The 22,632-nt window shown below is 72.1% G+C and carries 20 protein-coding genes and 2 pseudogenes; 15 read left to right on the top strand and 7 right to left on the bottom strand.

What is annotated here, in order from left to right; all coding sequences use genetic code 11:
- Window positions 1-180, bottom strand: a pseudogene (locus DLJ59_RS07350) (hypothetical protein); the annotation flags it as partial.
- Window positions 181-351: 171 nt separating this feature from the next.
- Here DLJ59_RS07350 and aceE point away from each other — a divergent pair.
- Entirely contained in the window at window positions 352-3,090 is a 2,739-nt protein-coding gene (aceE, locus tag DLJ59_RS07345) for a pyruvate dehydrogenase (acetyl-transferring), homodimeric type (protein ID WP_124771748.1), read from the top strand.
- A gap of 134 nt (window positions 3,091-3,224) precedes the next feature.
- Here aceE and DLJ59_RS07340 read toward each other — a convergent pair whose 3' ends face one another.
- The gene (locus DLJ59_RS07340; protein ID WP_112582592.1) at window positions 3,225-3,671 is read right to left on the bottom strand and encodes an SRPBCC family protein; all 447 of its coding nucleotides are present in this window, start codon (window positions 3,669-3,671) and stop codon (window positions 3,225-3,227) included.
- Between the two features lie 188 nt (window positions 3,672-3,859).
- Here DLJ59_RS07340 and DLJ59_RS07335 point away from each other — a divergent pair, with 188 nt between their 5' ends.
- Genes DLJ59_RS07335 through gltX form a run of 3 tightly spaced genes read left to right on the top strand, consistent with a single transcriptional unit; the run spans window position 3,860 to window position 7,949 of the window.
- Window positions 3,860-5,209 carry a GH1 family beta-glucosidase gene (locus DLJ59_RS07335; RefSeq protein WP_124771747.1) on the top strand — a complete coding sequence of 450 codons (1,350 nt, stop codon included), beginning with the start codon at window positions 3,860-3,862 and terminating at the stop codon, window positions 5,207-5,209.
- Window positions 5,206-6,483: an MFS transporter gene (locus DLJ59_RS07330; protein WP_124771746.1), complete on the top strand. Its 1,278-nt coding sequence runs from the start codon at window positions 5,206-5,208 to the stop codon at window positions 6,481-6,483. Before DLJ59_RS07335 ends, DLJ59_RS07330 begins: the two co-directional genes overlap by 4 nt.
- Window positions 6,484-6,539: 56 nt before the next feature.
- Window positions 6,540-7,949 carry a glutamate--tRNA ligase gene (gltX, locus tag DLJ59_RS07325; RefSeq protein ID WP_124771745.1) on the top strand — a complete coding sequence of 470 codons (1,410 nt, stop codon included), beginning with the start codon at window positions 6,540-6,542 and terminating at the stop codon, window positions 7,947-7,949.
- Window positions 7,950-7,967: 18 nt separating this feature from the next.
- Here the strand turns inward: gltX and DLJ59_RS07320 are convergent, their stop codons facing one another.
- Window positions 7,968-8,570 (bottom strand): copper resistance CopC family protein, encoded by a 603-nt coding sequence (locus tag DLJ59_RS07320; protein WP_244235878.1) that lies wholly within the window; start codon window positions 8,568-8,570, stop codon window positions 7,968-7,970.
- A gap of 252 nt (window positions 8,571-8,822) precedes the next feature.
- On the opposite strand from DLJ59_RS07320, the gene DLJ59_RS07315 reads away from it, so the two are divergent.
- Window positions 8,823-9,473, top strand: coding sequence for a hypothetical protein (locus DLJ59_RS07315; RefSeq protein ID WP_124771743.1), 651 nt, complete (start codon window positions 8,823-8,825; stop codon window positions 9,471-9,473).
- A 57-nt stretch (window positions 9,474-9,530) separates the two neighbouring features.
- Here DLJ59_RS07315 and DLJ59_RS07310 read toward each other — a convergent pair whose 3' ends face one another.
- Entirely contained in the window at window positions 9,531-9,860 is a 330-nt protein-coding gene (locus tag DLJ59_RS07310; protein WP_124771742.1) for a hypothetical protein, read from the bottom strand.
- A gap of 311 nt (window positions 9,861-10,171) precedes the next feature.
- Here DLJ59_RS07310 and DLJ59_RS07305 point away from each other — a divergent pair, with 311 nt between their 5' ends.
- The 8 genes and pseudogenes from DLJ59_RS07305 to DLJ59_RS07270 all read left to right on the top strand — a co-directional run bounded on the left by DLJ59_RS07305 (window position 10,172) and on the right by DLJ59_RS07270 (window position 17,722).
- A complete protein-coding gene (locus tag DLJ59_RS07305) occupies window positions 10,172-11,356 on the top strand; it encodes a sensor histidine kinase (RefSeq protein ID WP_124771741.1) in 1,185 nt (394 codons plus the stop codon).
- Window positions 11,353-12,051: a response regulator gene (locus DLJ59_RS07300; RefSeq protein WP_124771740.1), complete on the top strand. Its 699-nt coding sequence runs from the start codon at window positions 11,353-11,355 to the stop codon at window positions 12,049-12,051. The genes DLJ59_RS07305 and DLJ59_RS07300 overlap by 4 nt, the downstream gene beginning before the upstream one ends.
- Window positions 12,052-12,081: 30 nt before the next feature.
- Window positions 12,082-13,383 carry a PucR family transcriptional regulator gene (locus tag DLJ59_RS07295; RefSeq protein WP_279635731.1) on the top strand — a complete coding sequence of 434 codons (1,302 nt, stop codon included), beginning with the start codon at window positions 12,082-12,084 and terminating at the stop codon, window positions 13,381-13,383.
- Between the two features lie 78 nt (window positions 13,384-13,461).
- Window positions 13,462-14,379: pseudogene (locus tag DLJ59_RS07290) on the top strand (ACP S-malonyltransferase); the annotation flags it as partial.
- Between the two features lie 5 nt (window positions 14,380-14,384).
- Complete coding sequence (locus DLJ59_RS07285) at window positions 14,385-15,329, top strand: beta-ketoacyl-ACP synthase III (RefSeq protein ID WP_124771737.1); 945 nt, start codon at window positions 14,385-14,387, stop codon at window positions 15,327-15,329.
- 85 nt (window positions 15,330-15,414) lie between these two features.
- On the top strand, window positions 15,415-15,654 hold the full coding sequence (locus DLJ59_RS07280) for an acyl carrier protein (RefSeq protein ID WP_030330276.1): 240 nt from the start codon (window positions 15,415-15,417) through the stop codon (window positions 15,652-15,654).
- Window positions 15,655-15,656: 2 nt separating this feature from the next.
- The gene (fabF, locus tag DLJ59_RS07275) at window positions 15,657-16,883 is read left to right on the top strand and encodes a beta-ketoacyl-ACP synthase II (RefSeq protein ID WP_124771736.1); all 1,227 of its coding nucleotides are present in this window, start codon (window positions 15,657-15,659) and stop codon (window positions 16,881-16,883) included.
- Between the two features lie 182 nt (window positions 16,884-17,065).
- Entirely contained in the window at window positions 17,066-17,722 is a 657-nt protein-coding gene (locus DLJ59_RS07270; protein WP_124771735.1) for a lipoprotein, read from the top strand.
- A 30-nt stretch (window positions 17,723-17,752) separates the two neighbouring features.
- On the opposite strand, the gene DLJ59_RS07265 is transcribed toward DLJ59_RS07270, so the two are convergent.
- Together DLJ59_RS07265 and DLJ59_RS07260 are read right to left on the bottom strand one after the other, a co-directional pair.
- Window positions 17,753-19,486 carry a glycoside hydrolase family 3 protein gene (locus DLJ59_RS07265; RefSeq protein ID WP_124771734.1) on the bottom strand — a complete coding sequence of 578 codons (1,734 nt, stop codon included), beginning with the start codon at window positions 19,484-19,486 and terminating at the stop codon, window positions 17,753-17,755.
- Between the two features lie 95 nt (window positions 19,487-19,581).
- On the bottom strand, window positions 19,582-20,073 hold the full coding sequence (locus DLJ59_RS07260) for a DUF3145 domain-containing protein (protein WP_091409261.1): 492 nt from the start codon (window positions 20,071-20,073) through the stop codon (window positions 19,582-19,584).
- A gap of 308 nt (window positions 20,074-20,381) precedes the next feature.
- On the opposite strand from DLJ59_RS07260, the gene DLJ59_RS07255 reads away from it, so the two are divergent.
- A complete protein-coding gene (locus DLJ59_RS07255) occupies window positions 20,382-20,711 on the top strand; it encodes a hypothetical protein (protein ID WP_030330285.1) in 330 nt (109 codons plus the stop codon).
- A gap of 74 nt (window positions 20,712-20,785) precedes the next feature.
- Here DLJ59_RS07255 and DLJ59_RS07250 read toward each other — a convergent pair whose 3' ends face one another.
- A complete protein-coding gene (locus DLJ59_RS07250) occupies window positions 20,786-21,409 on the bottom strand; it encodes a carbonic anhydrase (RefSeq protein ID WP_124771733.1) in 624 nt (207 codons plus the stop codon).
- A 169-nt stretch (window positions 21,410-21,578) separates the two neighbouring features.
- Here DLJ59_RS07250 and DLJ59_RS07245 point away from each other — a divergent pair, with 169 nt between their 5' ends.
- On the top strand, window positions 21,579-22,526 hold the full coding sequence (locus DLJ59_RS07245; protein ID WP_124771732.1) for an alpha/beta fold hydrolase: 948 nt from the start codon (window positions 21,579-21,581) through the stop codon (window positions 22,524-22,526).
- Window positions 22,527-22,632: the final 106 nt, after the last annotated feature.

Below are 22,632 nucleotides of genomic sequence, written 5' to 3'. Positions count from 1 at the left end.
GTCCCCACCACCACCGCCACCACCGCCGGAATCGCCACCGCCCCAGTCCCAGCCGCCGGAGTCGCTTCCGTAGTAGGTCGCCGGCGTGCTGGTGTCGGCGTGCCTGCGGCGCTGGCCGGGCACGGGCCGCACCCCGACCGCCAGCAGCACACCGCCGACAAGCACTCGTCGTCCGTTCATCCCACCACGGTAGGAAGCCAGAACAACGGTCAGAAGCGGGTCGTAGCGCTAAGTTACCGACGGGTACATGTGTTGAGCATCGCGTCCAGGGGGTCTAGACGTGACGAGGGGTGCCACCAGGGGGCAGGATGGCGCTAGAGACCTATCCCACACACAACCGAGGGAACGCCTGTGGCTACGGAACGCAAGCGCCCGGTGATCAGCGACGGCCTACCGAGCCAGCTTCCGGACATCGACCCTGAAGAGACCAGCGAATGGGTCGAGTCGCTTGACGGTGTCATCGACGAACGCGGTGCCAAGCGCGCCCGCTACGTCATGCTGCGCCTGCTGGAGCGGGCCCGTGAGCGCCAGGTCGGGGTTCCGCCCCTGACCACCACCGACTACATCAACACCATCACCCCGGAGCGCGAGCCCTGGTTCCCGGGTGACGAGCACGTCGAGCGGCGGATCCGGGCGTACGTCCGGTGGAACGCCGCCATGTTGGTGCACCGGGCGCAGCGCCCGGAGATCGGTGTCGGCGGGCACATCTCCACCTTCGCCAGCTCGGCATCGCTCTACGAGGTGGGCTTCAACCACTTCTTCCGGGGCAAGAACCACCCGGGCGGTGGCGACCAGATCTACTACCAGGGCCACGCCTCCCCCGGCATGTACGCGCGGGCGTTCCTGGAGGGGCGGCTCAGCGAGCACCAGCTCGACGGGTTCCGCCAGGAGCTGTCGCACCCCGGTGGTGGGCTGCCCTCGTACCCGCACCCTCGGCTGATGCCGGACTTCTGGGAGTTCCCCACCGTCTCGATGGGTCTCGGCGGTCTGAACGCGATCTACCAGGCCCGGTTCAACAGGTACCTGCAGCACCGCGGCATCAAGGACACCTCCCAGCAGCACGTCTGGGCGTTCCTTGGCGACGGCGAGATGGACGAGCCGGAGACGCTCGGCGCCATCGGCGTGGCCGCCCGCGAGGAGCTGGACAACCTCACCTTCGTGATCAACTGCAACCTTCAGCGGCTGGACGGCCCGGTCCGGGGCAACGGCAAGGTCATGCAGGAGCTGGAGGCGTTCTTCCGGGGTGCCGGCTGGAACGTGATCAAGGTTGTCTGGGGCCGTGAGTGGGACCCGCTGCTCGCCGCGGACACCGACGGCGCGCTGGTCAACCTGATGAACACCACGACCGACGGCGACTACCAGACCTACAAGGCGGAGTCCGGCGCGTACGTGCGGGAGCACTTCTTCGGCCGGGACGCCCGGACCCGCAAGATGGTCGAGCCGCTCAGCGACGACGAGATCTGGAACCTCAAGCGGGGTGGGCACGACTACCGCAAGCTCTACGCGGCCTACAAGGCGGCCACCGAGCACACCGGTCAGCCCACCGTCATCCTGGCGAAGACGATCAAGGGCTGGACGCTCGGCTCGCACTTCGAGGGCCGCAACGCGACCCACCAGATGAAGAAGCTGACGCTGGAGGATCTGAAGACCTTCCGCGACCGGCTCTACCTCGACATCCCGGACTCGGCGCTGGAGGACAACCCCTACCTGCCGCCGTACTTCCACCCGGGCGAGAAGTCCGACGAGATGGCGTACCTCAAGGAGCGGCGCGAGCAGCTCGGCGGGTACCTGCCGTCCCGGCGGACCAGCACCAAGCGGCTGGCCATCCCCGGCCCGGAGCGGTTCGCCGACATCAAGCGCGGCTCGGGCAAGCAGAAGGTGGCCACCACGCAGGCCTTCGTCCGCCTGCTCAAGGACGTGATGAAGGACAAGGAGTTCGGCAAGCGCTGGGTGCCGATCATCCCGGACGAGGCACGCACCTTCGGTCTCGACTCGATCTTCCCGACCGCGAAGATCTACTCGCCGCACGGCCAGCGCTACACCTCGGTCGACCGTGAGCTGTTCCTGTCGTACAAGGAGTCGACGACCGGGCAGATCCTGCACGAGGGGATCAACGAGGCCGGTTCGGTGGCGTCGTTCACCGCGGCCGGCTCGGCGTACGCCACGCACGACGAGCCGATGATCCCGATGTACATCTTCTACTCGATGTTCGGGTTCCAGCGGACCGCCGACGGGCTGTGGGCGGCTGCCGACCAGATGGCCCGGGGCTTCCTGCTCGGTGCCACCGCCGGTCGGACCACGCTCAACGGTGAGGGCCTCCAGCACGAGGACGGGCACTCGCTGCTGATCGCCGCCACCAACCCGGCAGTGGTCGCGTACGACCCGGCGTTCGCGTACGAGATCGCGCACATCCTGGAGCAGGGTCTGCACCGGATGTACGGGGACGCTCAGGAGAACGTCTTCTACTACCTGACGGTCTACAACGAGCCGACCCTGCAGCCGGCCGAGCCGGCCGACGTGGACGTGGAGGGCCTGCTCAAGGGCATCTACCGCTACTCGCCGGCACCGCAGGTCGACGGCCCGAAGGCCAACCTGCTCGCCTCGGGCAGCGGGATGCAGTGGGCGCTCAAGGCGCAGCAGCTGCTCGCCCAGGACTGGGGGGTGGGCGCCAACGTCTGGTCGGTGACCTCCTGGACCGAGCTGCGCCGCGACGCGGTGGAGACCGAGGAGTACAACCTGCTCAACCCGGGCGCCGAGGCGAAGGTTCCGTACATCCAGCAGAAGCTGGCCGACGCGGACGGGCCGAAGATCGCGGTCAGCGACTTCATGCGTGCGGTACCGGACCTGATCGCCCGCTGGGTACCCGGCGACTACACGTCGCTCGGCACCGACGGGTTCGGCATGTCGGACACCCGGCACGCGCTGCGCCGGCACTTCCACGTCGACGCGGAGTCGATCGTGGTGGCCACGTTGCGGCAGCTCGCCCGCAGCGGCGCGGTGCCGGTCACGGTGCCGGCCGAGGCGGCCAAGAAGTACGCGATCGACGACGTCAACGCCGCCCCGGTCGGCGAGACCGGCGGCGACAGCTGACCAAGCACCACTGAGGAGGGCCCGGCGCATCCGCGCCGGGCCCTTTTCGGTGTACGGAGCGGCGGTGGTCCGGGAGCCCTGGCGGGGATCCGGACCACCGCCGTCGCGGGTGACGCCGGGAGGATGGGCGCTCGTCAGCCGACGGCGGCCAGGTCGGTGAGCCGGGCCAGCGAGTCCTCCAGGTCGGCACCGACCCGACGCAGTCCGAGGCGCAGCAGGGCCGCCTTGACCGGGCCGGCCGGCCAACGGACCACGATGAGGCGCACGATGGTCCCGCCCTCCTCCTCGTCTCCGGTGAGCTGGACGTAGATCTCGGTGCGCGCCTCCGCACGAGCACCGGCACCCTTTGCCCGTTCCCGCCAGCCGATCAGCGTCGGCTCCTGGTAGGCGATCACCTCGGCCTCATGCGCCGAGCCGCGCCCAGCCTGGACCAGTTGTCGCCGCCCGAAGCCCTCTCCCGAGAGCACTTCGGCCGCGCGGACCCCGGCCAGCCAGGCCGGCAACTGCTCGGCCCGCTGTACGACATCCCAGACCACTTCAATTGGCGCCGCCACGTGCGCACTGCGTTCCACGAGGATCATTTCCGTCTTTCCTCCGGTGAGGACATCCCACGATATCGGCACTCTATGCGTTAAATCGGACTTACCAGGACGGGTTCGGAAAAAGACACGCCGATCAACCATTGCGCATTGCGCCAGGCCGGCCTATGGCGCATTCATCGAGAGCCCCCTAAAGTCCCGAGCACGTTTCACGTTGACCGGGAGGGCGCATGTCGACCGCACCGATGCCCCAGTTCCCCACCGGCTTCCGCTGGGGCGTCTCCACATCGGCCCACCAGATCGAGGGCGCCACCACGGCCGACGGCCGAGGCCCGTCCATCTGGGACACCTTCGCGCGCTCCCCCGGACGGATCAGCGACGGCAGCAGCGGCGAGGTGACCTGCGACCACTACCACCGGCACACCGAGGACGTGGCCCTGCTCACCGGCCTGGGCGTCGACGCCTACCGCTTCTCCATCGCCTGGCCCCGGATCCAGCCCACCGGCGCCGGCCCGGTGAACCCGACCGGCCTGGACTTCTACGACCGGCTGGTGGACGAACTGTTGGCCGCCGGCGTCGACCCGGTGGCCACCCTCTACCACTGGGACCTGCCGCAACCCCTCGAAGACGCCGGCGGCTGGCTGCACCGCGACACCGCTGCCCGGTTCGCCGAGTACGCCGAGAAGACCGCCGCCCGGCTCGGCGACCGCGTCCGGCTTTGGATCACCCTGAACGAGCCGTTCATCCACATGAGCCTCGGCTACGGCATGGGCACCCACGCCCCCGGCCGGGCGCTGCTCTTCGACGCCTTCCCGGTCGCCCACCACCAACTGCTCGGGCACGGGCTCGCGGTCGCCGCGCTACGGACGCACACCACCAGCCCGGTGGCTGTCGCCAACAACTACTCTCCGGTGCGGGTGCTCGGCGACAGCGACGCCGACCGGGCCGCCGCGGCGGCGTACCAGGCGCTGCACAACCGGCTCTTCACCGACCCACTGCTCGGCCACGGCTACCCGGAGATACCCGGCCGCGACCCGAGCGTCATCCGCACCGGCGACCTCGAAACGATCGCCGCGCCGATCGACGTCCTCGGAGTCAACTACTACAACCCCACCGGCGTACGGGCAGCCAAGGCGGGTTCACCCCTGCCGTTCGACCTCGTAGCGCTGGACGGCTACCCGCGTACCGCCTTCGACTGGCCGGTGGCCCCCGACGGGCTGCGCGAACTGCTCGGCTGGCTGCGCGACACCTACGGCGACGCGCTGCCACCCATCGAGATCACCGAGAGCGGCTGCGCGTACGACGACGCGCCCGACGCCGACGGGCAGGTGGCCGACCCGGAGCGGATCGCGTACCTCGACGGGCACCTGCGTGCCGTCCGGGCCGCCCTCGACGACGGGGTGGACGTACGCGGGTACTTCGTCTGGTCGCTGCTGGACAACTGGGAGTGGGCCGAGGGGTTCACCAAACGCTTCGGGCTGGTGCACGTCGACTACGCCACCCAGACCCGTACGCCGAAGTCGTCGTACACCTGGTTGCGGGACGTGATCGCGGCCAGCCGGCCGGGGTCGGCGCGGTGACCACCCTCGACCCGACGCCGGCGTCGCTGCCGGCGGCGCTCGCCGAGCCGACGGTGCCGGTGCGGCGCGGCTGGATCGGCCTGATCTTCGCGGCCAACCTCGGCGTGTGGATGGCGTTCTTCACGCCCATCCAGGTGCTGCTGCCGCAGCAGATCGAACAGATCGCGCCCGGCGACAAGGAGAACATGCTGGCCGTGGTCACCGGCCTCGGTGCGCTGGCCGCCGTGCTGGCCAACCCCCTCGCGGGCGCGCTGTCGGACCGGACGTGCCTGCGGATCGCCGGCCGCGAACTCGGTCGTCGGCACGTCTGGACGGCGGGCGGGGCCGTGCTCGGCGCGGCGGCCCTGGTGCTGCTGGCCCAGCAGCGGACCATCCTCGGGGTCGCCCTCGGCTGGGTCGCCGCGCAGGTCTGCTTCAACGCGATGCTGGCCAGCCTCACCGCCGCCGTCCCGGACCGGGTGCCGGTGACGCAGCGCGGCGGCGTCTCGGGTTGGGTGGGCATCCCGCAGGCGCTCGGGTTGGTGCTCGGCGCGGTGCTGGTCACCGCCGTGGTCACCGGCAACGCCGCCGGCTACCTGGCCATCGCCGTGGCCATCCTGCTGCTGTCGCTGCCGTTCACGCTGCTCACCCCCGACGAACCGCTGCCCCGTACGCACCGGCCGGTGCTGCGGACGCGGGCACTGCTGGCCTCGATGTGGATCAGCCCTCGCCGACACCCGGATTTCGCCTGGGCCTGGATCACCCGGTTCCTGGTCCAGTTGGGCAACGCCCTGGGCACCCTCTACCTGCTGTACTTCCTCAGCGACGGGGTACGTCACCCCGACCCCGAGGGCGGCCTGCTGGTGCTGATCCTGCTCTACACGCTCGGGATGATGCTGACCGCGGTGGTCGCCGGCCGGCTGTCCGACCGGTCCGGCCGGCGCAAGATCTACGTGATCGTCTCCGGGCTGATCATGGCGGTGGCGGCGCTGCTGCTCGCGGTCGCGCCGGTCTGGCCGATGGCCATCGTCGCGGCGCTGCTGCTCGGCGCGGGTTACGGCGTCTACCTCTCGGTGGACGCCGCGCTGATCACCCAGGTGCTGCCCCGGGCCACCGACCGGGCGAAGGACCTGGGCGTCATCAACATCGCCAATTCGGCGCCGCAGGTGCTCGGCCCGGCGCTCTCCGCCCCGCTCGTGGTGTATCTGGGCGGCTATCCCACGCTCTACGCGGTCACCGCCGTGGTCACCCTGCTCGGCAGCGCCCTGGTCGTCAAGATCCGCTCGGTTCCGTGAGTCACGGCGGGGGGCGGTGGCGAAAAGCAGTCGCGCACCGCCGTAGGCTGGGGGACGTGACAGTACGTGTGCGCTTCGCCCCCTCCCCGACCGGTATGTTCCACGTCGGCGGCGCCCGCTCGGCGCTGCAGAACTGGATCTACGCCAAGCAGCAGGGCGGCGTGTTCGTGCTGCGTATCGAGGACACCGACGCGGCGCGCAACAAGCCCGAGTGGACCGAGGGCATCCTCTCCGCGCTGGACTGGATCGGCATCTCCCGGGGCAGCTACGAGGGCCCGTACTTCCAGTCCGCGAACGCGGGCGAGCACCGGGCCGCCGCCGCCCGGCTCCACGAGTCCGGCCGCGCCTACTACTGCGACTGCACCCGTGAAGACGTGCAGGCCCGCACCGGCTCGCAGTACCAGGGCTACGACGGCTACCACCGCGACCGTGGCCTCGGCCCCGGCCCGGGGCACGCGCTGCGCTTCCGTACGCCCGACGAGGGCGCGACCGTGGTGGTCGACCTGATCCGTGGTGAGCCCACCTTCGAGAACAAGCTCATCGAGGACTTCGTCATCGCCCGGGGCGACGGCTCGCCGGTCTTCCTGCTGGCCAACGTCGTCGACGACATGACCATGGGGATCACCCACGTGATCCGGGCCGAGGAGCACCTGCCCAACACCCCCAAGCAGCAGCTGCTCTGGGAAGCGCTCGGGGTCAAGCCGCCGATCTGGGCGCACGTGCCGGTGGTGGTCAACGAGAAGCGGCAGAAGCTCTCCAAGCGCCGGGACAAGGTCGCCCTGGAGGCGTACCGCGACGAGGGTTACCTCGCCGGCGCGATGCGCAACTACCTCATGCTGCTCGGCTGGGCCCCCTCCGGCGACCGGGAGATCGTTCCCTGGTCGGTGATCGAGGACGAGTTCCGGCTGGACGAGGTCAACCTCTCCTCGGCGTTCTTCGACGAGAAGAAGCTGCGCGCGTTCAACGGCGAGTACATTCGCGCGCTGCCGGTGGCCGAGTTCATCGACGCCTGCCAGCCGTGGTTGACCGGCACCGACACCATCGCGCCGCCGCCGTGGCAGCCGGAGGAGTTCGACGCCGACGCGTTCGCCGCTGTGGCGCCGCTGGCCCAGACGCGGATCGCGGTGCTCAGCGAGATCGTGCCGAACGTCGACTTCCTCTTCCTGGCCTCGCCGCTGATCGACGAGGCCGCCTGGACCAAGACGATGAAGGACGGCTCCGCCGAGCTGCTGGACGACGCCGTCGCGGCGTTCGAGGCGCTGGAGTCCTGGGATGCCGAGTCGTTGAAGTCGACGCTGGAGGCGGTCGGCGCCGAGCGTGGCCTCAAGCTCGGCAAGACGCAGGCGCCGGTGCGGGTCGCGGTCACCGGCCGCACGGTGGGTCTGCCGCTGTTCGAGTCGCTGGAGGTGCTCGGTCGCGAGCGCACCCTGACCCGGATCCGCGCCGCCCGCCTACGCCTGGTCTGACGGAAGACAACAGTTCGATCACGGGGTGCCGCGGCGGCGGCGGAACGCGAGGCCGGTTGCGAGCGCGGCCAGCAGCACCAGGCCGCCGAGCGCCCAGAGCCACCAGCGACCCCCGGAGTCGGACTGCTCCGACGCGGCCGGCACCGGGGAAGCCGCCGAGCTGTCGGGTGTCGCCGTCACGGGCCCGGCTGAGGGTGAGCCGACAATCGACGGGGCAGCCGAGGGCGACCCGGCCGGGCTGGACGGCGAGGCGGACGGGTCAGCGGCGGTGCCGGTCGTGAGGGTGAACCGCACCTCGCCCTTCACCGGATGCCCGTCGGACGACGCGAGCTGGTAGCCGACGATGTAGAGCCCCGCGGCGGCCGGCGTGAACGGCACCCGCACGCGACTGCCGTCGAAGGCGGGTGGGCCGCCAGCGACCACATTGTCCGGTCCCGTTATTGTGATCTTTGTCGTTCCCGGCGACGGCGTGGCGAGGAACCGTAGCTCCACCCGGGCAGGTGCCGTCGCCAGGCGGGCGCCGTCGCGCGGGTTGCTGCCGGTCAACTCGTTGTGGGCGGCAGCCGGTGTCGCCGGCACCAAAAACGACACACCGAACGCCACGCCGAGCACCACTGGCATGACCCGCACCGAACGTGTAACCCTGCCCCCCATGAACCCCTCCGTAAGGGTACGATCCGCCCGCTGATCAAACGGCTCCTCATTAGTCGAGCAGAGATCACAGATAGTTCCAATTACTGTTCCGAAAGCTGCAACTCATCGACGTTCTGCGGAGTCTGTAGGAGTGGACGCGACCATCCGGTCGATGCCGCACCAGCAGGTCGGTCCGGACGTCACGACGAAGCCATCCATCGAACGGGGCGAGGAGGCGGGATGCTCCGACACATGAGGCGGTTGGCAGCCGTGCTGGCGGGCACCCTGGCGGCAGCGTTGCTGTCGCTCGGCACCGCTGGCTCGGCCTCGGCGGCGCCGAAGCCGGCACCCGCCGGAGTGGACATCACCGGCACGGGAATGTCCGCACCGGTGCGAATGCACGCGGACACCGAGCCCACCCTCGTGGGCGCGGTCATCGACCAGGTCAACTTCCTCGCTCCCACCGGCATGCCAAAAGGCCCCAAGGCGGCCAACCTCGGTCCGAAATACACGGTCGTGGTGCTCGCCGGCGAGACGCCGAAACAGACCTACGACCTCTACCCCAAGGCGGTCGGTGGCCCCCGGCTCTACCGGCCGGCCAAGCAGCCGGACGGCCGCAAGACCAGCGCCGGCTGGTTCCTGGGTCGGCTCAGCATGTCCGAGACCCTGCGCACCGCCGGTGTGCCGCTGGAGCGGCAGTTCGACACGGTCAGCGGCGGCGCGGGCGGCGGCGAGCGGGTGCTCCCGGAGGACACGCTCGACCCGGCGAAGGACCTCGACGAGGCGCTCAGCGACCTGCAACGCCTGCTTCTGCTCAACGTCGGCGTGATGCTGACCATCACGGTCGGCCTCGCCGGGATCGCTCTGCTGATCCGCCGCCGCACCCGCTGAGCGAGCGCGGGCGCTGACTTGCCGCACCCGCCGCTCAGTGCCGCCCGTCGACGGTGATCAGCACCAGCGGCGCGGTGGGCGCTCCCGACGGGTGGCCCGCGGACGCGGTCGAACCGGGCCATGCCGGTGCGCCCCGGCCCAGCCGGGAAGTTCGCTGAGGCAACCAGCGGGAACGTCGGAGTCGGACTCGCCGAGGATGTTGGGCTCTGCGGAGCGCTGACGCGGCAGCACAGGCTCGTCATCAGCCCGCCCGACGAGCGGCTCCGCCGGGTGCGATGGTGCGCCGCCGACCGCTCGGCGGTGCTTGCCAGCCGCCTGCGGGTCGTGGTGCCCCGGCCGGCAGGGCTCGCCCTGGGCGCAGCCGTGCTCGGCCTCCCCGTGCGCCATCCCCGGTCTCCTCACGCTCGCCCCACCCTCGGGTGCTCTCCCCCGAGGTGCCCTGTCACCGTACTGGCCGGGACCGACGGGCCGCGCGCAGCGTACCCGGGGTCCGGGCCGGCCGGTCCCCGACGACGCCGCTGAGCACGGGACCCGGTTACGCAGTTCACAGCTTCTTTCCGTGCCGTTCACCCCGGGGCCCGTCGGCGGGGCCGACCGGGCGGGTTGCCGTTGGCGTACCCCTTTCGGCGCATGGCGGTGTCGTCGAGGTCCTCCCCCGGTCGGAGTTCGGCGGGCGACGGCTGTGGTGGGATCGGGTCATGCGTCCGCCACCGTGGCTCGACTCCGGCACCCTCGGCCGTGATCTCATGCTGGCCGGCGCGTCGCTGGCCGGTGGTCTGGTGCTGCACGCCCTGGGTTGGCAACCGCAGGTCCGCCCGAACGCGCAGGTCCCCTCGGTGTTGTTCCTGCCGCCACTGGTGGCGGTGTGCGTCGCCGTCGGCCTACGGCGGGTCGCACCGCGCGCCAGCCTGGCGGTGGGCACCGGCGCGCTGGTGGTCGACACGGCGCTGGGCAGTTCGCTGGGCACCGTCCTGGTCTACACGCAGGTGCTCTACGACGCCTGCGTGTACGGCCCGCCCCGACTGTGGCGGTGGTTGCTGCGGATCACCGTGGCGTTGAGCCTGGTCGGGGCGGTCGTCGGCGTGCTCCGGTACGGCCACTGGCGTGGGGCGGCGCTCGGGGTCCTGGTGGTGCTCGCCGGGCTGCTGCCGGTGCTGACCGGCATCAGTGTGCGGCAGTACCGCGACCAGGCCGCCGCCGAGCGGGCGCGGGCCGAGCAGACCGCCCGGCTGGTCGAGTTGGACCGTCGGCAGGCGGTCAGCGCCGAACGGGCCCGGATGGCCCGGGAGTTGCACGACGTGGTCGCGAACCACCTCAGCGCGGTGGCCATCCACGCCACCGCCGTGCTCTCCGTGCCCGGGTTGGATCGCGGTCAGGTGGAGTCGGCGTTGCGGGTCATCCGGGAGAGCAGCGTGCAGGGGCTGGCGGAGATGCGTCAGATGATCGAGGTGCTGCGCGAGCCAGGGACCAGCGGCGGCCCGGTCAGGTCGGAGGTAGTCACCGCGCGGCTGGCCGAGGCGGGCGGCCTGGTCGAGCGGGTTCGGGCGGCGGGTCTCGCGGTGCGGGTCCGGACCGATGGCACGCCGGGCGTGCTGCCGGTGGGGGTGGACCTCGCCGCGTACCGGATCGTGCAGGAGTCGCTGACGAACGCGCTCAAGCACGGCACGGGTGAGGCGGAGCTGACGATCGCGTACCGGCCGGCCGAGGTGGTGCTGACGGTGGAGAATCCGGTCCGTCGGGGCAGTGCCGGGCTGCCGGGCGCCGGGGCCGGGCTGATCGGCATGCGGGAGCGGGCCACCCTGCTGGCCGGCCGGTTCACCGCCGGGCCGCGGGACGGTCGCTGGCAGGTGCGGGCCGCCCTGCCCACCGGGGAGGGCGGGTGACCGCGGCGCGGCCGTCGGACGACCCGGGCGCGGCGACGGTACGGGTGGTGCTCGCCGACGACCAGCCGGCGGTACGGGCCGGACTGGCCCTGATCCTGAACGGCTCGCCGGGTGTCAGCGTGGTCGGCGAGGCCGCCGACGGTGACGCCGCGGTGCGTCTGTGCCGGGAGCTGCGCCCCGACGTGGCGGTGCTGGATGTGCGGATGCCCCACTCCGACGGGATCTCCGCGACCCGGACGATCGTCGGCGACGGGCTCGCCGACGTGCTGGTGCTCACCACCTTCGACCTGGACGAGTACGTCTTCGGGGCGTTGCGGGCCGGTGCGGCCGGGTTCCTGCTCAAGGACACCGACGCCGACGGCCTGGTCAGCGCGGTGCGGACGGTGGCGCGGGGTGACGGGTTCATCGCACCCGCGGTGACCCGCCGGCTGATCAGCGCGTTCGCGGCCAGCGCGCCGGGCGCGTCGGCGGACACCCGGGCCGCCCTGGGCACCCTCACCCCGCGCGAGCGTGACGTGTTGGCCTGCCTCGGGTTGGGCCTGTCCAACCTGCAGATCGCCGACCGGTTGGTGTTGGCGGAGAGCACCACCAAGACCCATGTGAGCCGGATCCTCGCGAAGCTGGACCTGCGCAGCCGGGTGCAGGCCGCGATCCTGGCCCAGGAGTTGGGCCTGCCACCTCCCCCGCACCCGTGAGCCGGCCGCACCGTGTCGACCGGTGCCGACGTGGTTGACCTGCTCACCACGTGTCAGGCTAGGGCGGTGAGCACGCCGGGCGGTGGGGAACTGTCGGCCACGCTGCGCCGGATCGAACGATCGGCGGGGGCGCTGGCCACCTCCAGCGTGGCCCGGATGGACGAGACGCTGCCCTGGTTCCGGGCGCTGCCGGCCGACCAGCGCTCCTGGGTGATGCTGGTCGCCCAGGCGGGCGCGAGGTCGCTGGTGCAGTGGCTGCGTGAGGGCGGCGGCACGGCGGACAGCACCCAGGAGGTCTCGGACGAGGTCTTCGCCGCCGCCCCGCAGGCGCTGGCCCGGTCGATCACCCTCCAGCAGACCGTGGCGTTGATCAAGGTGACGATCGACGTGGTCGAGGAGCAGGTGTCGCACCTGGCCGCCGAGGGCGAGGAGCAGCAGTTACGCGAGGCGGTGCTGCGCTTTTCCCGGGAGATCGCGTTCTCGGCCGCCCGGGTCTACGCGCGGGCCGCCGAGTCGCGCGGCGCGTGGGACGCCCGGCTTCAGGCGCTGCTGGTCGACGCGCTGTTGCGCGGTGACTCGCCGGACGTCCTGGCCAGTCGGGCCGCCGCGCTCGGCTGGGCGGACGCGCCGCCGGTGGCGGTGGCGGTCGGTCGGTCGCCCGGCGGCGAGGTCTCCGCGGTGTTGCACGTGGTCTACCGGCAGGCCCGCCGGATCGGCGTGGAGGTGATCGGCGGCGTCCACGGCGACCGGTTGGTCATCGTGCTGGGTGGCGCACCGGATCCGCTGACCGCCACGGCGAAGCTGCTGAGCGCGTTCGGGGATGGCCCGGTGGTGGTCGGTCCGGCCGTACCCAGCCTGGACGAGGCGACCGAGTCGGCCCGGGCCGCGCTGTCCGGCTTTCGGGCCGCGCCGGCATGGCCGAGCGCGCCCCGACCGGTGCCGGCCGCGGAACTGTTGCCGGAGCGGGCTCTGGCCGGCGACGCTGAGGCCCGTCGGCGGCTACGCCACGATGTGTACGCGACGCTGGTGCGCGCCGGCGGGGAACTGCTGGCGACCCTCGACGCGTTCCTGGCCGCCGGTGGCACGCTGGAGAGCGCGGCCCGGGCGCTGTTCGTGCACCCGAACACTGTGCGTTACCGGCTTCGCCGGATCGCCGAGGTGACCGGGTTTTCGCCGTTGTCTCCCCGGGACGCGTTCGCGCTCCAGGTGGCGCTGACCGTGGGTCGGTTGGATCCGGTCGCCCCGCAGACCTCGCCCGTCCCGACTCAGACAATGACCCCGGCCACCCGGAAATCCGCCCAAAACGAGGATGATCCCCGCCGATCTTTGTAGGAAACCTCCAAAGGGCCTAGTACGGTTTGGTCGAAGGCGGCACAGCGTTACCCGCCTTTATCCGGGAGAGTCATAGGCGTGCTCGCTGTACTTAGTCCCGGCCAGGGTTCTCAGAAACCCGGCTTCCTGACCCCCTGGCTCGACCTGTCCGGCACTGAGGCGCGACTGCGCGAGTGGTCGGCGTTGGCCGGGGTCGACCTGCTGCACCTGGGCACCGCCGCCGACGCCGACGAGATCAGGGACACCGCCCGCACCCAGCCGTTGCTGGTCGCCGCGGCGTTGCTCGCGGCCGAACACCTGCCGATGGACGGCGTCGCGCTCACCGCCGGCCACAGCGTCGGCGAGCTGGGTGCCGCCGCCCTGGCCGGGGTGCTGTCGGCCGACGCCGCGATCACCCTGGCCGGCGTACGCGGCCGGGAGATGGCCGCCGCCTGCGCGCTGGAGCCGACCGGGATGGCCGCGGTGCTCGGCGGCGACCCCGACGAGGTGATCGCCGCGATCGAGGCGAACGGGCTCTACCCGGCCAACCGCAACGGCGCCGGGCAGATCGTCGCCGCGGGCGCCCTGGACGGGCTCGACAAGCTCGCCGCCGCGCCGCCCGCCCGGGTCCGGGTCATCCGACTCCAGGTCGCCGGCGCGTTCCACACCCCGTACATGGCTCCGGCCGAGACCGCGCTCGCCGCGGAGGCCGCCGGGATCACCCCCGCCGACCCGGCCCGGACCCTGCTCTCGAACCTCGACGGCACCGCGGTCGACAACGGCGCGGCGATGGTGCAGCGCCTCGTCCGTCAGGTCACCGCGCCGGTGCGCTGGGACCTGTGCATGCGTACGCTGGCCGACCTCGGGGTCACCGGCGTGATCGAGCTGCCCCCGGCCGGCACCCTCGCCGGCCTGGTCAAGCGGGAACTCAAGGGCGACGGCGCCCCGGAGATCGTCACCCTCAACACCCCGGACGACCTGCCGGCCGCACGGGACCTGATCGCCCGTATCGGAGGTCGTTCATGACTGGCAGTCGCATCGTCTCGATGGGGCACTACCAGCCCTCCCGGGTGGTGACCAACGACGACATCGCCCAGCTCGTCGACACCAACGACGAGTGGATCCGCGACCGGGTCGGCATCGTCAGCCGGCGGATCGCCGACAGTGAGACGGTCGCCGACATGGCCGCCGCGGCCGCCGGCAAGGCGCTGGCCAACTCGGGCCTGACCGCCGCCGAAATCGACCTGGTAGTGGTCGCCACCTGTTCCTCCATCGACCGCAGCCCCAACGTGGCCTGCCGGGTCGCCGCCAAGCTGGGCATCAACGCACCGGGCGCGTACGACCTCAACACCGCCTGCTCGGGCTTCGCGTACGCGCTGGGCACCGTGGACCACGCCATCCGGGCGGGGGCGTCGCGCAACGCGATCGTCATCGGGGCGGAGAAGCTCTCCGACTTCACCGACTGGACCGACCGCTCCACCTGCATCATCTTCGCCGACGGGGCCGGTGCCGCGGTGGTCTCCGCCACCGCCGACGACGAGCCGGCCGGGATCGGCCCGGTCGTCTGGGGTTCGGTGCCGGACAAGAGCGACGCGGTCCGCATCGAGGGCTGGCGCCCGTACATCCAGCAGGAGGGGCAGGCGGTGTTCCGCTGGGCCACCACCGCGCTGGCGCCGCTCGCGCTCCAGGCCTGCGAGCGGGCCGGGATCGACCCGTCGGAGCTGGCCGCGTTCGTGCCGCACCAGGCCAACGCCCGGATCATCGACGGCATCGCCAAGCGGCTCAACATCCCCAACGCGATCATCGCGAAGGACATCGTCGAGTCCGGCAACACCTCCGCGGCGAGCGTTCCGCTGGCCCTGTCCAAGCTGGTCGAGCGCCGGGAGGTGCCCTCGGGCGCGCCCGTGCTGCTGTTCGGCTTCGGCGGTGGCCTGACCTACGCCGGTCAGGTCGTCCGCTGCCCCTGATGACCCCCTCGGGCGCGTACGCGTCCAGGAGTGGCGGTCGGCGACGCCGACCGCCGGAGAACCCCGATGAAAGGAACCAACCGCAATGACCCGTGACGAGATCACCACCGGCCTCGCCGAGATCCTCGAAGAGGTTGCCGGGGTGAACCCGGACGACGTGGCCGAGGGGAAGTCCTTCACCGACGACCTCGATGTCGACTCGCTCTCCATGGTGGAGGTCGTGGTCGCGGCCGAGGAGAAGTTCGGCGTCAAGATCCCGGACAACGAGGTGCAGAACCTCAAGACCGTCGGCGACGCTGTCAGCTACATCGCGGCGCAGTCCTGATCATGAGTCGTCCCGACGTCGTCGTCACCGGGCTCGGCGCGACGACCCCGCTTGGCGGGGACGTCGCGTCGACCTGGGACGCCATGCTCGCCGGCCGCTCCGGGGTGAGTGCCCTCACCCAGGAGTGGGCCGAGCAACTGCCGGTCCGGATCGCCGCCCAGTTGGCCGTGGAGCCGTCCGAGGTGCTGGACCGGGTGCGCCTGCGTCGCCTGGACCGTTCCGAGGCGATCGCGCTCATCGCGGCGCAGCAGGCCTGGGCGGACGCCGGCCTCGCCGGCTCCGACCTCGACGGGGAGCGGTTGGCCGTCAGCGTCGGCTCCGGCATCGGCGGTGCCACCACCCTGCTCGCCCAGGACGACATCCTGGAGGCCTCCGGGCCACGGCGGGTCTCCCCGCACACCATCCCGATGCTGATGCCCAACGGTCCGGCCGCCTGGGTCGGCCTGGAGTTGGGTGCCAAGGCCGGCGTGCACTCGGTGGCCAGCGCCTGCGCCACCGGCGCCGAGGCGATCGCCCTGGGTCTGGACATCATCCGCTCCGGCCGGGCCGACGTGGTGGTGGCCGGCGGCACCGAGGCGGTCATCCACCCGCTGCCGATCGCCGGCTTCAGCTCGATGCGGGCCATGTCGACCCGCAACGACGACCCGCAGCGGGCCTCCCGCCCGTGGGACCGGGGCCGCGACGGCTTCGTCCTCGGCGAGGGCGCCGGCATCGTGGTGCTGGAGCGGGCCGAGCACGCCGCAGCCCGGGGCGCCCGGGTGTACGCGCGCCTCGCCGGTGCCGGCATCACCTCCGACGCGTACGACATCGTGCAGCCGCACGCCGAGGGCGAGGGTGCCATCCGGGCCATCGCCAAGGCGATCGCCGACGCCGACATCGCCAAGCGGGACATCGTGCACGTCAACGCGCACGCCACCTCGACCCCGATTGGGGACATGCTGGAGATCGGCGGGCTGCACAAGGCGCTCGGCGACCACCCGGTGCTGTCCGCGACGAAGTCGATGACCGGTCACCTGCTCGGTGCGGCCGGCGCGCTGGAGTCGATCGCCACCATCCTGGCGATCCGCGACAGCGTCGTCCCGCCGACGATCAACCTCGACGACCCGGAGCCCGGCCTCACCCTGGACGTCGCCGCGCACAAGGCCCGCCACATGGAGATCCCGGCCGCGTTGAACAACGCGTTCGGCTTCGGCGGCCACAACGTGGCGCTCGTCTTCGCCCGCCCCTGAGTTCCTGCCGCAAGGGCCTCTCCTCGTTGAGGAGGGGCCCTTGTGTCGTTCCGCCCCGGTTGCGGGGTGTCGCTTCGCGGTGCGCTCTTGGCCGTGGCGGTGGTTGCCGATCGCGATTGACGTCGGGACACCGCTGCGGCTTAGATGGGCCGACTGAAGATCGACTGACGGGGATCGCCACCATGGACACTCGTACCCGCGTTGCCGTGTCGGCGATGCTCGCCCTCGGCCTGCTGGCCGGCTGCGGCGACGACGCCCCCGCTCCCACCGCCGGCGGCCCGGCACCGCAGGCCACGGGCGAGCCCTGGTACGACGAGGTGGCCCCGGCCTCGCCCGGCGGCACGACCGGCGGCACGGGTTCCCCCTGCCCGGTACCGGTGTCGTTTCCGCTGGCCGACGGATGGACGGCGAAGGCCGCCGAGCCGCCCAAGGGCGAGCTGGCCGAGCTCGTCGGCGAGGCGCTCACCAAGCGCGGTGGCACCACAGTGCGCTGCGAGGTGGACGGCCGCGAGGCTGGTGGCGGGTTCCTGCGGATCTGGGCGGCGGACTCGCCGACAGTCACGCCGCGCGCCGCGCTGGAGGGTTTCGCCGCCGGGGCCGGCGAGACGGTCGCCGGCGCACAATTCCGCGACCTCCGCGCCGGTGGCTTCGACGCCACCGAGATGACCTGGATGGCCACCAACCCGCTGGCCGAGGAGGAGTCGCGCAACTGGGCGCTGGCCGTGCAGTCGGCGGGGCAGACGCTGGTCTTCGCGGTGAACGAGGGGTTGATCACCGAACGGGCCGACGTGCTGCCCGCGTACCGGCTGGCGGTACGCGGGCTCGCGAAGGGCGAGTGAGGCGGGCGCTGACCTGCCCGCGCCGACCGGTCAGGTGCGACAGGTCGTCGCGGGCAGCCCGGGGACGGGCACCGGAGACCGGCCGCCCGGCCGCGCCTTGCCAGCGAGCACGGCGGCCAGGGCGGTCATCGACGCCCGGCTGGAGGAGTACGTGGCCAGCAGCGTCGGTGACTTGGCGTCAGCCAGCACGTACGGGGTGTCCATGGCGACCGTGACCGCCGCGTCGGCGCTCAGGTCCTCGGCGCCGTCGCCGTAGCCCACCAGGTGCACGATCGTGCCGCCGCTGGGCTTGACCGACACCCCGGCGGCGGTCAGCGCGGCGGTGAGGGTGGCCCGGGTGCCGTCCCGACCGTCGGACGAGGTGACGGTGACCGGCCCCTGTAATCCCGCCCCGCAGGTGCCCCGCAGCACGGTGACGGCGGCGGCGGCCAGCGCGTCGGCCGCCGCCCGGTGCGCCGGGGTGTTGAGCGTGGACATCTGCGACGCCGGTAGCTCCGCGAGCCGGAACTTCATGGTCAGCACCCGGGTGACCGCCTCGACCAGGCGGGTCCGGGGCAGCGATCCGCCGCGCAGCGCGGCGAGCAACCCGTCGTACGCCTGACCGACGTTCGGGGTCATCAGGATGAGGTCGTTACCGGCGTTGAGCGCCCGGACCGCCGCCTCGCCGGGGGCCCAGCGCTTCGCGGGCGGCATGTTCATCCCGTCGGTGATCACCACGCCCTTGAAGCCGAGTTGGCCGCGCAGCACGTCGGTGAGCAGCTTGTGCGAGAACGTCGCCGGGGTCCCCGGGTCGATCGCGCGCGCGTCCAGGTGACCGGACATCACGGCCATCGCGCCCGCGTCCATCCCGGCGGTGAACGGCGGCCACGCGCCGCTCTGCAACGCCGCGGCGGACTGGGTGAGCACCGGAAGGTCCTGGTGCGAGTCATCGGCGCTGTGCCCGTGCCCGGGGAAGTGCTTCAGGGTGGCCGCGACGCCGGCCGCCTGCAGGCCCCGGACGGCGCCGCCCACCTGCGTGGCGGCCTGCTTCGGGTCGGCGCCGTACGACCGGGAGCCGATCACGGTGCTGCGGGTGGCGAGCACGTCGGCCACCGGAGCGAAGTCGACGTTGATGCCCATCGCGGCCAACTCTTCGCCGGCGGACCGCCAGGCGGCCTCGGTGAGCTTCGGGTCACCGGCCGCGCCGGCCGCGAGGGCGCTGGGCAGCACGGTGACCCCGTCGGTCACGCGGGTGACGACGCCGTACTCCTGGTCGGTGCCGATCAGCAGCGGTGCGGAGCCAGTGGCGAGCCGGCCGGCGGCGGCCCGCAGCCCGGTGGTGAGCTCGTGCACCTGCTTGGGATTGTCGACGTTTGTGGTCTCCTGGTTGCCCTTGGTGGGGTCGTCGGCGCTGAAGCCGACCAGGATCAGGCCACCCAGTCGGTACTTGGCGATCATGTCGGCGGGGGTGTCGACCCCGGCGAGGGCCTGGTTACCGGCCGCCGAGCCGGCGGAGACCTTCGTCGCCGAGTCGCCGTAGGCGTACGGCATCAGCACCTGACCGACCAGGTCCTCGTCGGAGAGCGTCGCCACCAGCGCGGCGGCGCGGCTGGCGGGATCGCCGGCCGGCGGCGCGGCCGGGACGCTCGGGCCGCCGGACGGGGCGGCCGGGCTGGGCGTCGGGGCAGGGCGGGGCGAGCCACCCGAGCAGCCGGAGACGAGCAGGGCGGTCAGGGCGGCGACAGCGACTGGGGCACGCCACGGGCGATTCGACACGCCGCCTATCCCACCAGTTCCCCCTTATCGGGGCAACTTGACCTTACCGCCCGCACGCCCACCCGGGGACGGGCGTGCACGTCACCGACTCGCGGACCGTCGGGTCAGCCGACCCGGGTGAGCAAGGTCACCGGGGCGCCGTCGCCGGCGTACCGGTAGGGCTCCAGGTCAGCGTCCCACGCCGTGCCGAGCGCCTTGTCGAGGGCGTGCGCCAGCGCCTCCGGGGCCCTTGAGGCCGCCATCAGCGCCCGAAGCCGGTCCTCGCCGAGCTGGATGTCGCCGGCCACGCCGACCGTCGCCCGGAACAGACCACGGGCCGGCACGTACATGAAACGCTCGCCATCGGCACCGGGACTCGGCTCCTCGGTGACCTCGAAACGGATCATGGGCCACTGCCGTAGGGCAGCAGCCAGCTCGGCGCCCGTCCCCGGACGACCGGTCCACCCGCACTCGGCCCGGCGTGCGCCGGGGTCGACGGGCTGAGCCGTCCACTGCAGGTTGACCGGCGCGGCTAGGACGCGCGCGATCGCCCACTCGACGTGCGAGCACACGGCGAGTGGGGTCGAGTGGACGTATACGACGCCACGCGTTGGCACGGTGACCTCCCGGAGAGCGAGGTGCGTCTTCCCCTACGACCTCGTCCACCCAGGTGGCTGCTGCAACACATGATGACTTGTGTTACGCATGGTGCGCCAGGGAATCGGAAAAAACGCCGGGTGGAATAGCCGGACGGGTGGCCGCCGTTGCCTCTCAGGACACCGCGACGACCAGCATGATGTCGTGGTCCTGTACAGTTCCACCGGCGGCTTATGCCGCGTTACACCTTCGCGGGCCGAGTCACGTACGACCCGCACACAGCCCCCGGACGTCCAGTCCTCCCGTACGTCTTGCAAGGAGTACCTCCGTGGCGAGCAACACCTCTAAGACCGCGCGCGCGTCCGTCCGGGCCGGCCAGGCTGGCCAGGGTGGCGCCCTCAGCGTGCTGGGCGAGTTCAAGTACCTCATCCCGCTCAACGGCGGCAAGCACGCCTACGTGCGGAACCTGACCAACGGCAAGACCGCGCACCTGCGCACGGACTCCGACGCCTTCGTCGAGGAGATCCGCGTTCTGGCCGCCGCCGGCCACGCCGCCAAGATCCGGGCGGAGATCAACAACCTGGCTGCCACCCACCCGGGTGACGGCTGGGAGGCCACCGAGAAGCGCCTGGTCGCGGCCGGCGTCTTCGAGGGCTGAGCTCTCCCCCACCGCACCAACCGAACCGCCCACCGGGAGTTCCCGGTGGGCGGTTTCGCACGTCCGGGGTCCGGTCAGCCCGGATCGATCAGGGCGACCTCGCCGGTGGCCAGGTCGTAGAGGCCGCCGACCACTGCCACCCGACCGGCGGCCACCGGCCCGGCCAGCAGGTCGTCCTCGCGCAGGGTGCGCACCGTGCGCCGGACGTGCCGGCGGATCGCCAGCGGCTGCACCGCCGGATCGTCGATCCCCGCCTCGGTCACCGCCGGGGCGATCTCGTCCACCAGGTGCGCCAGCGACCCACCGGGACGTTGCCCGGTGCGCAGCGCCTGCACCGTGGCCTCCACCGCGCCGCACCGCTCGTGGCCGAGGACCATCACCAGCGGTACGCCGAGCTGACCGACCACGTACTCGATCGAGCCGCAGACCGCGCGATCGAGCACGTGCCCGCCGGTACGGATCACACAGATCGCGCCGAAGGTCTGGTCGAAGATCGCCTCCAACGGCACCCGGGAGTCGATGCAGCCCAGCAGTACGGCGTACGGCTGCTGGTCGCCGGAGGCCGCCGCGGCGGCCGTGACGTCGTGCCCGTGCACCGGCTGGCCGCTGACGAACCGCCGATTACCGGCGAGCAGATCGGCCAGCGCGGCACGGGGCGTACCGCCGGCCTGCCGCCCCTGCCCCGACGTCGCGCCCATGGGCGCTCCCGACCACCCCATGCCGTTCAGCTTGGCCCGCCGCCGTCCACCACGGGTGCGGTCGGGAATGTTCGCCAGGGCGTGATTGGCGTGCTGTCCTGGCGGGTAGCCGGTGTTACCGCCGGGTATCCCGGTGCTCGTGGTGCTGGGCGACCCTGGGGAGGTGGCGATGCCGGAGCGGTTCGAGGTTGGTCTGCCGGACGGCGTACGGCTCAACGTCGAGGCGACGGGCCCGACGGACGCCCAGGTCACCGCCATCCTGTTGCACGGCTGGACGCTGGACGGACGCGCCTGGCACCGGCAGGTCGACGCGCTCACCGCGGCGCCGTTCGGGGGTGCGGTGCGGGTGGTCTCCTACGACGCCCGGGGGCACGGGCGATCCAGCTGCATGGCGTTGCCCACCGCCACCCTGGCCCGGTTGGGTGACGACCTGGCCGCGGTGCTCGACGCCGTGGCACCGGCCGGCCCGGTGGTGCTGGTCGGGCACTCGATGGGCGGCATGACGATCATGGAGTACGCCCACCGGCACCCCGCGCACTTCGCCGCCCGTGCCGCCGGCCTGGTCTTCGTCTCGACCACCGCCGAGGGGCACACGCACACCGTCTACGGTCTCTCGCCGCGGATCGCCCGGTTGATCCGGCTGGCCGAGACGACCGGCGCCGGCGTGCTGGCCCGGTGCGGCTCGTGGCGGGCGCCCCGGGCACTGCTGAACGCGCTGCAACCGAGCATCCGGTGGATGCTCTTCGGCGACCGCTGCGAGCCGGCCGACATCCGTTTGGTGACGTCGGCGGTGGCTCGTGCCTCGCTGCGCTCGATCGGCGGGTTCCGGGCGTCCATCGGCACCCAGCACCGACTGGACACCCTCGCCGCGTTGGCCCACCTGCCGGCCGCCGCCCTGGTCGGCGACCGGGACCGGCTGACCCCACCGCCGTGCGCCGAGTCGATCGCGGCGGCTCTGCCGGCCACCGAACTGACCGTCTGCCCGGGTGCCGGGCACATGCTGATGATGGAACGCCCGGACGAGGTCAACGCCGCGCTCACCGGCGTACTGCGGCGGGTACTCGCCGAAATGCCGGCGGCCCACCGTGCCGCGACCCCGGCCGAGACGGGTGCCTGAGCACGTTCGCGCACCTCGGGCGCGGCGGGTCGAGCCCGGGGCCGTACCCTTCTGCGGTTGGCTCGCGCGGTTCCGCCGCCTGCCAGCGACCTTTGAAGGAGCGTGC

This window comes from Micromonospora inaquosa, from assembly GCF_003857055.1.
GTDB classification, from domain to species: Bacteria; Actinomycetota; Actinomycetes; order Mycobacteriales; family Micromonosporaceae; genus Micromonospora; species Micromonospora inaquosa.
The sequence above is the reverse complement of the archived record's forward strand: the minus strand, read 5'-3'. Positions and strand labels throughout refer to the sequence as shown.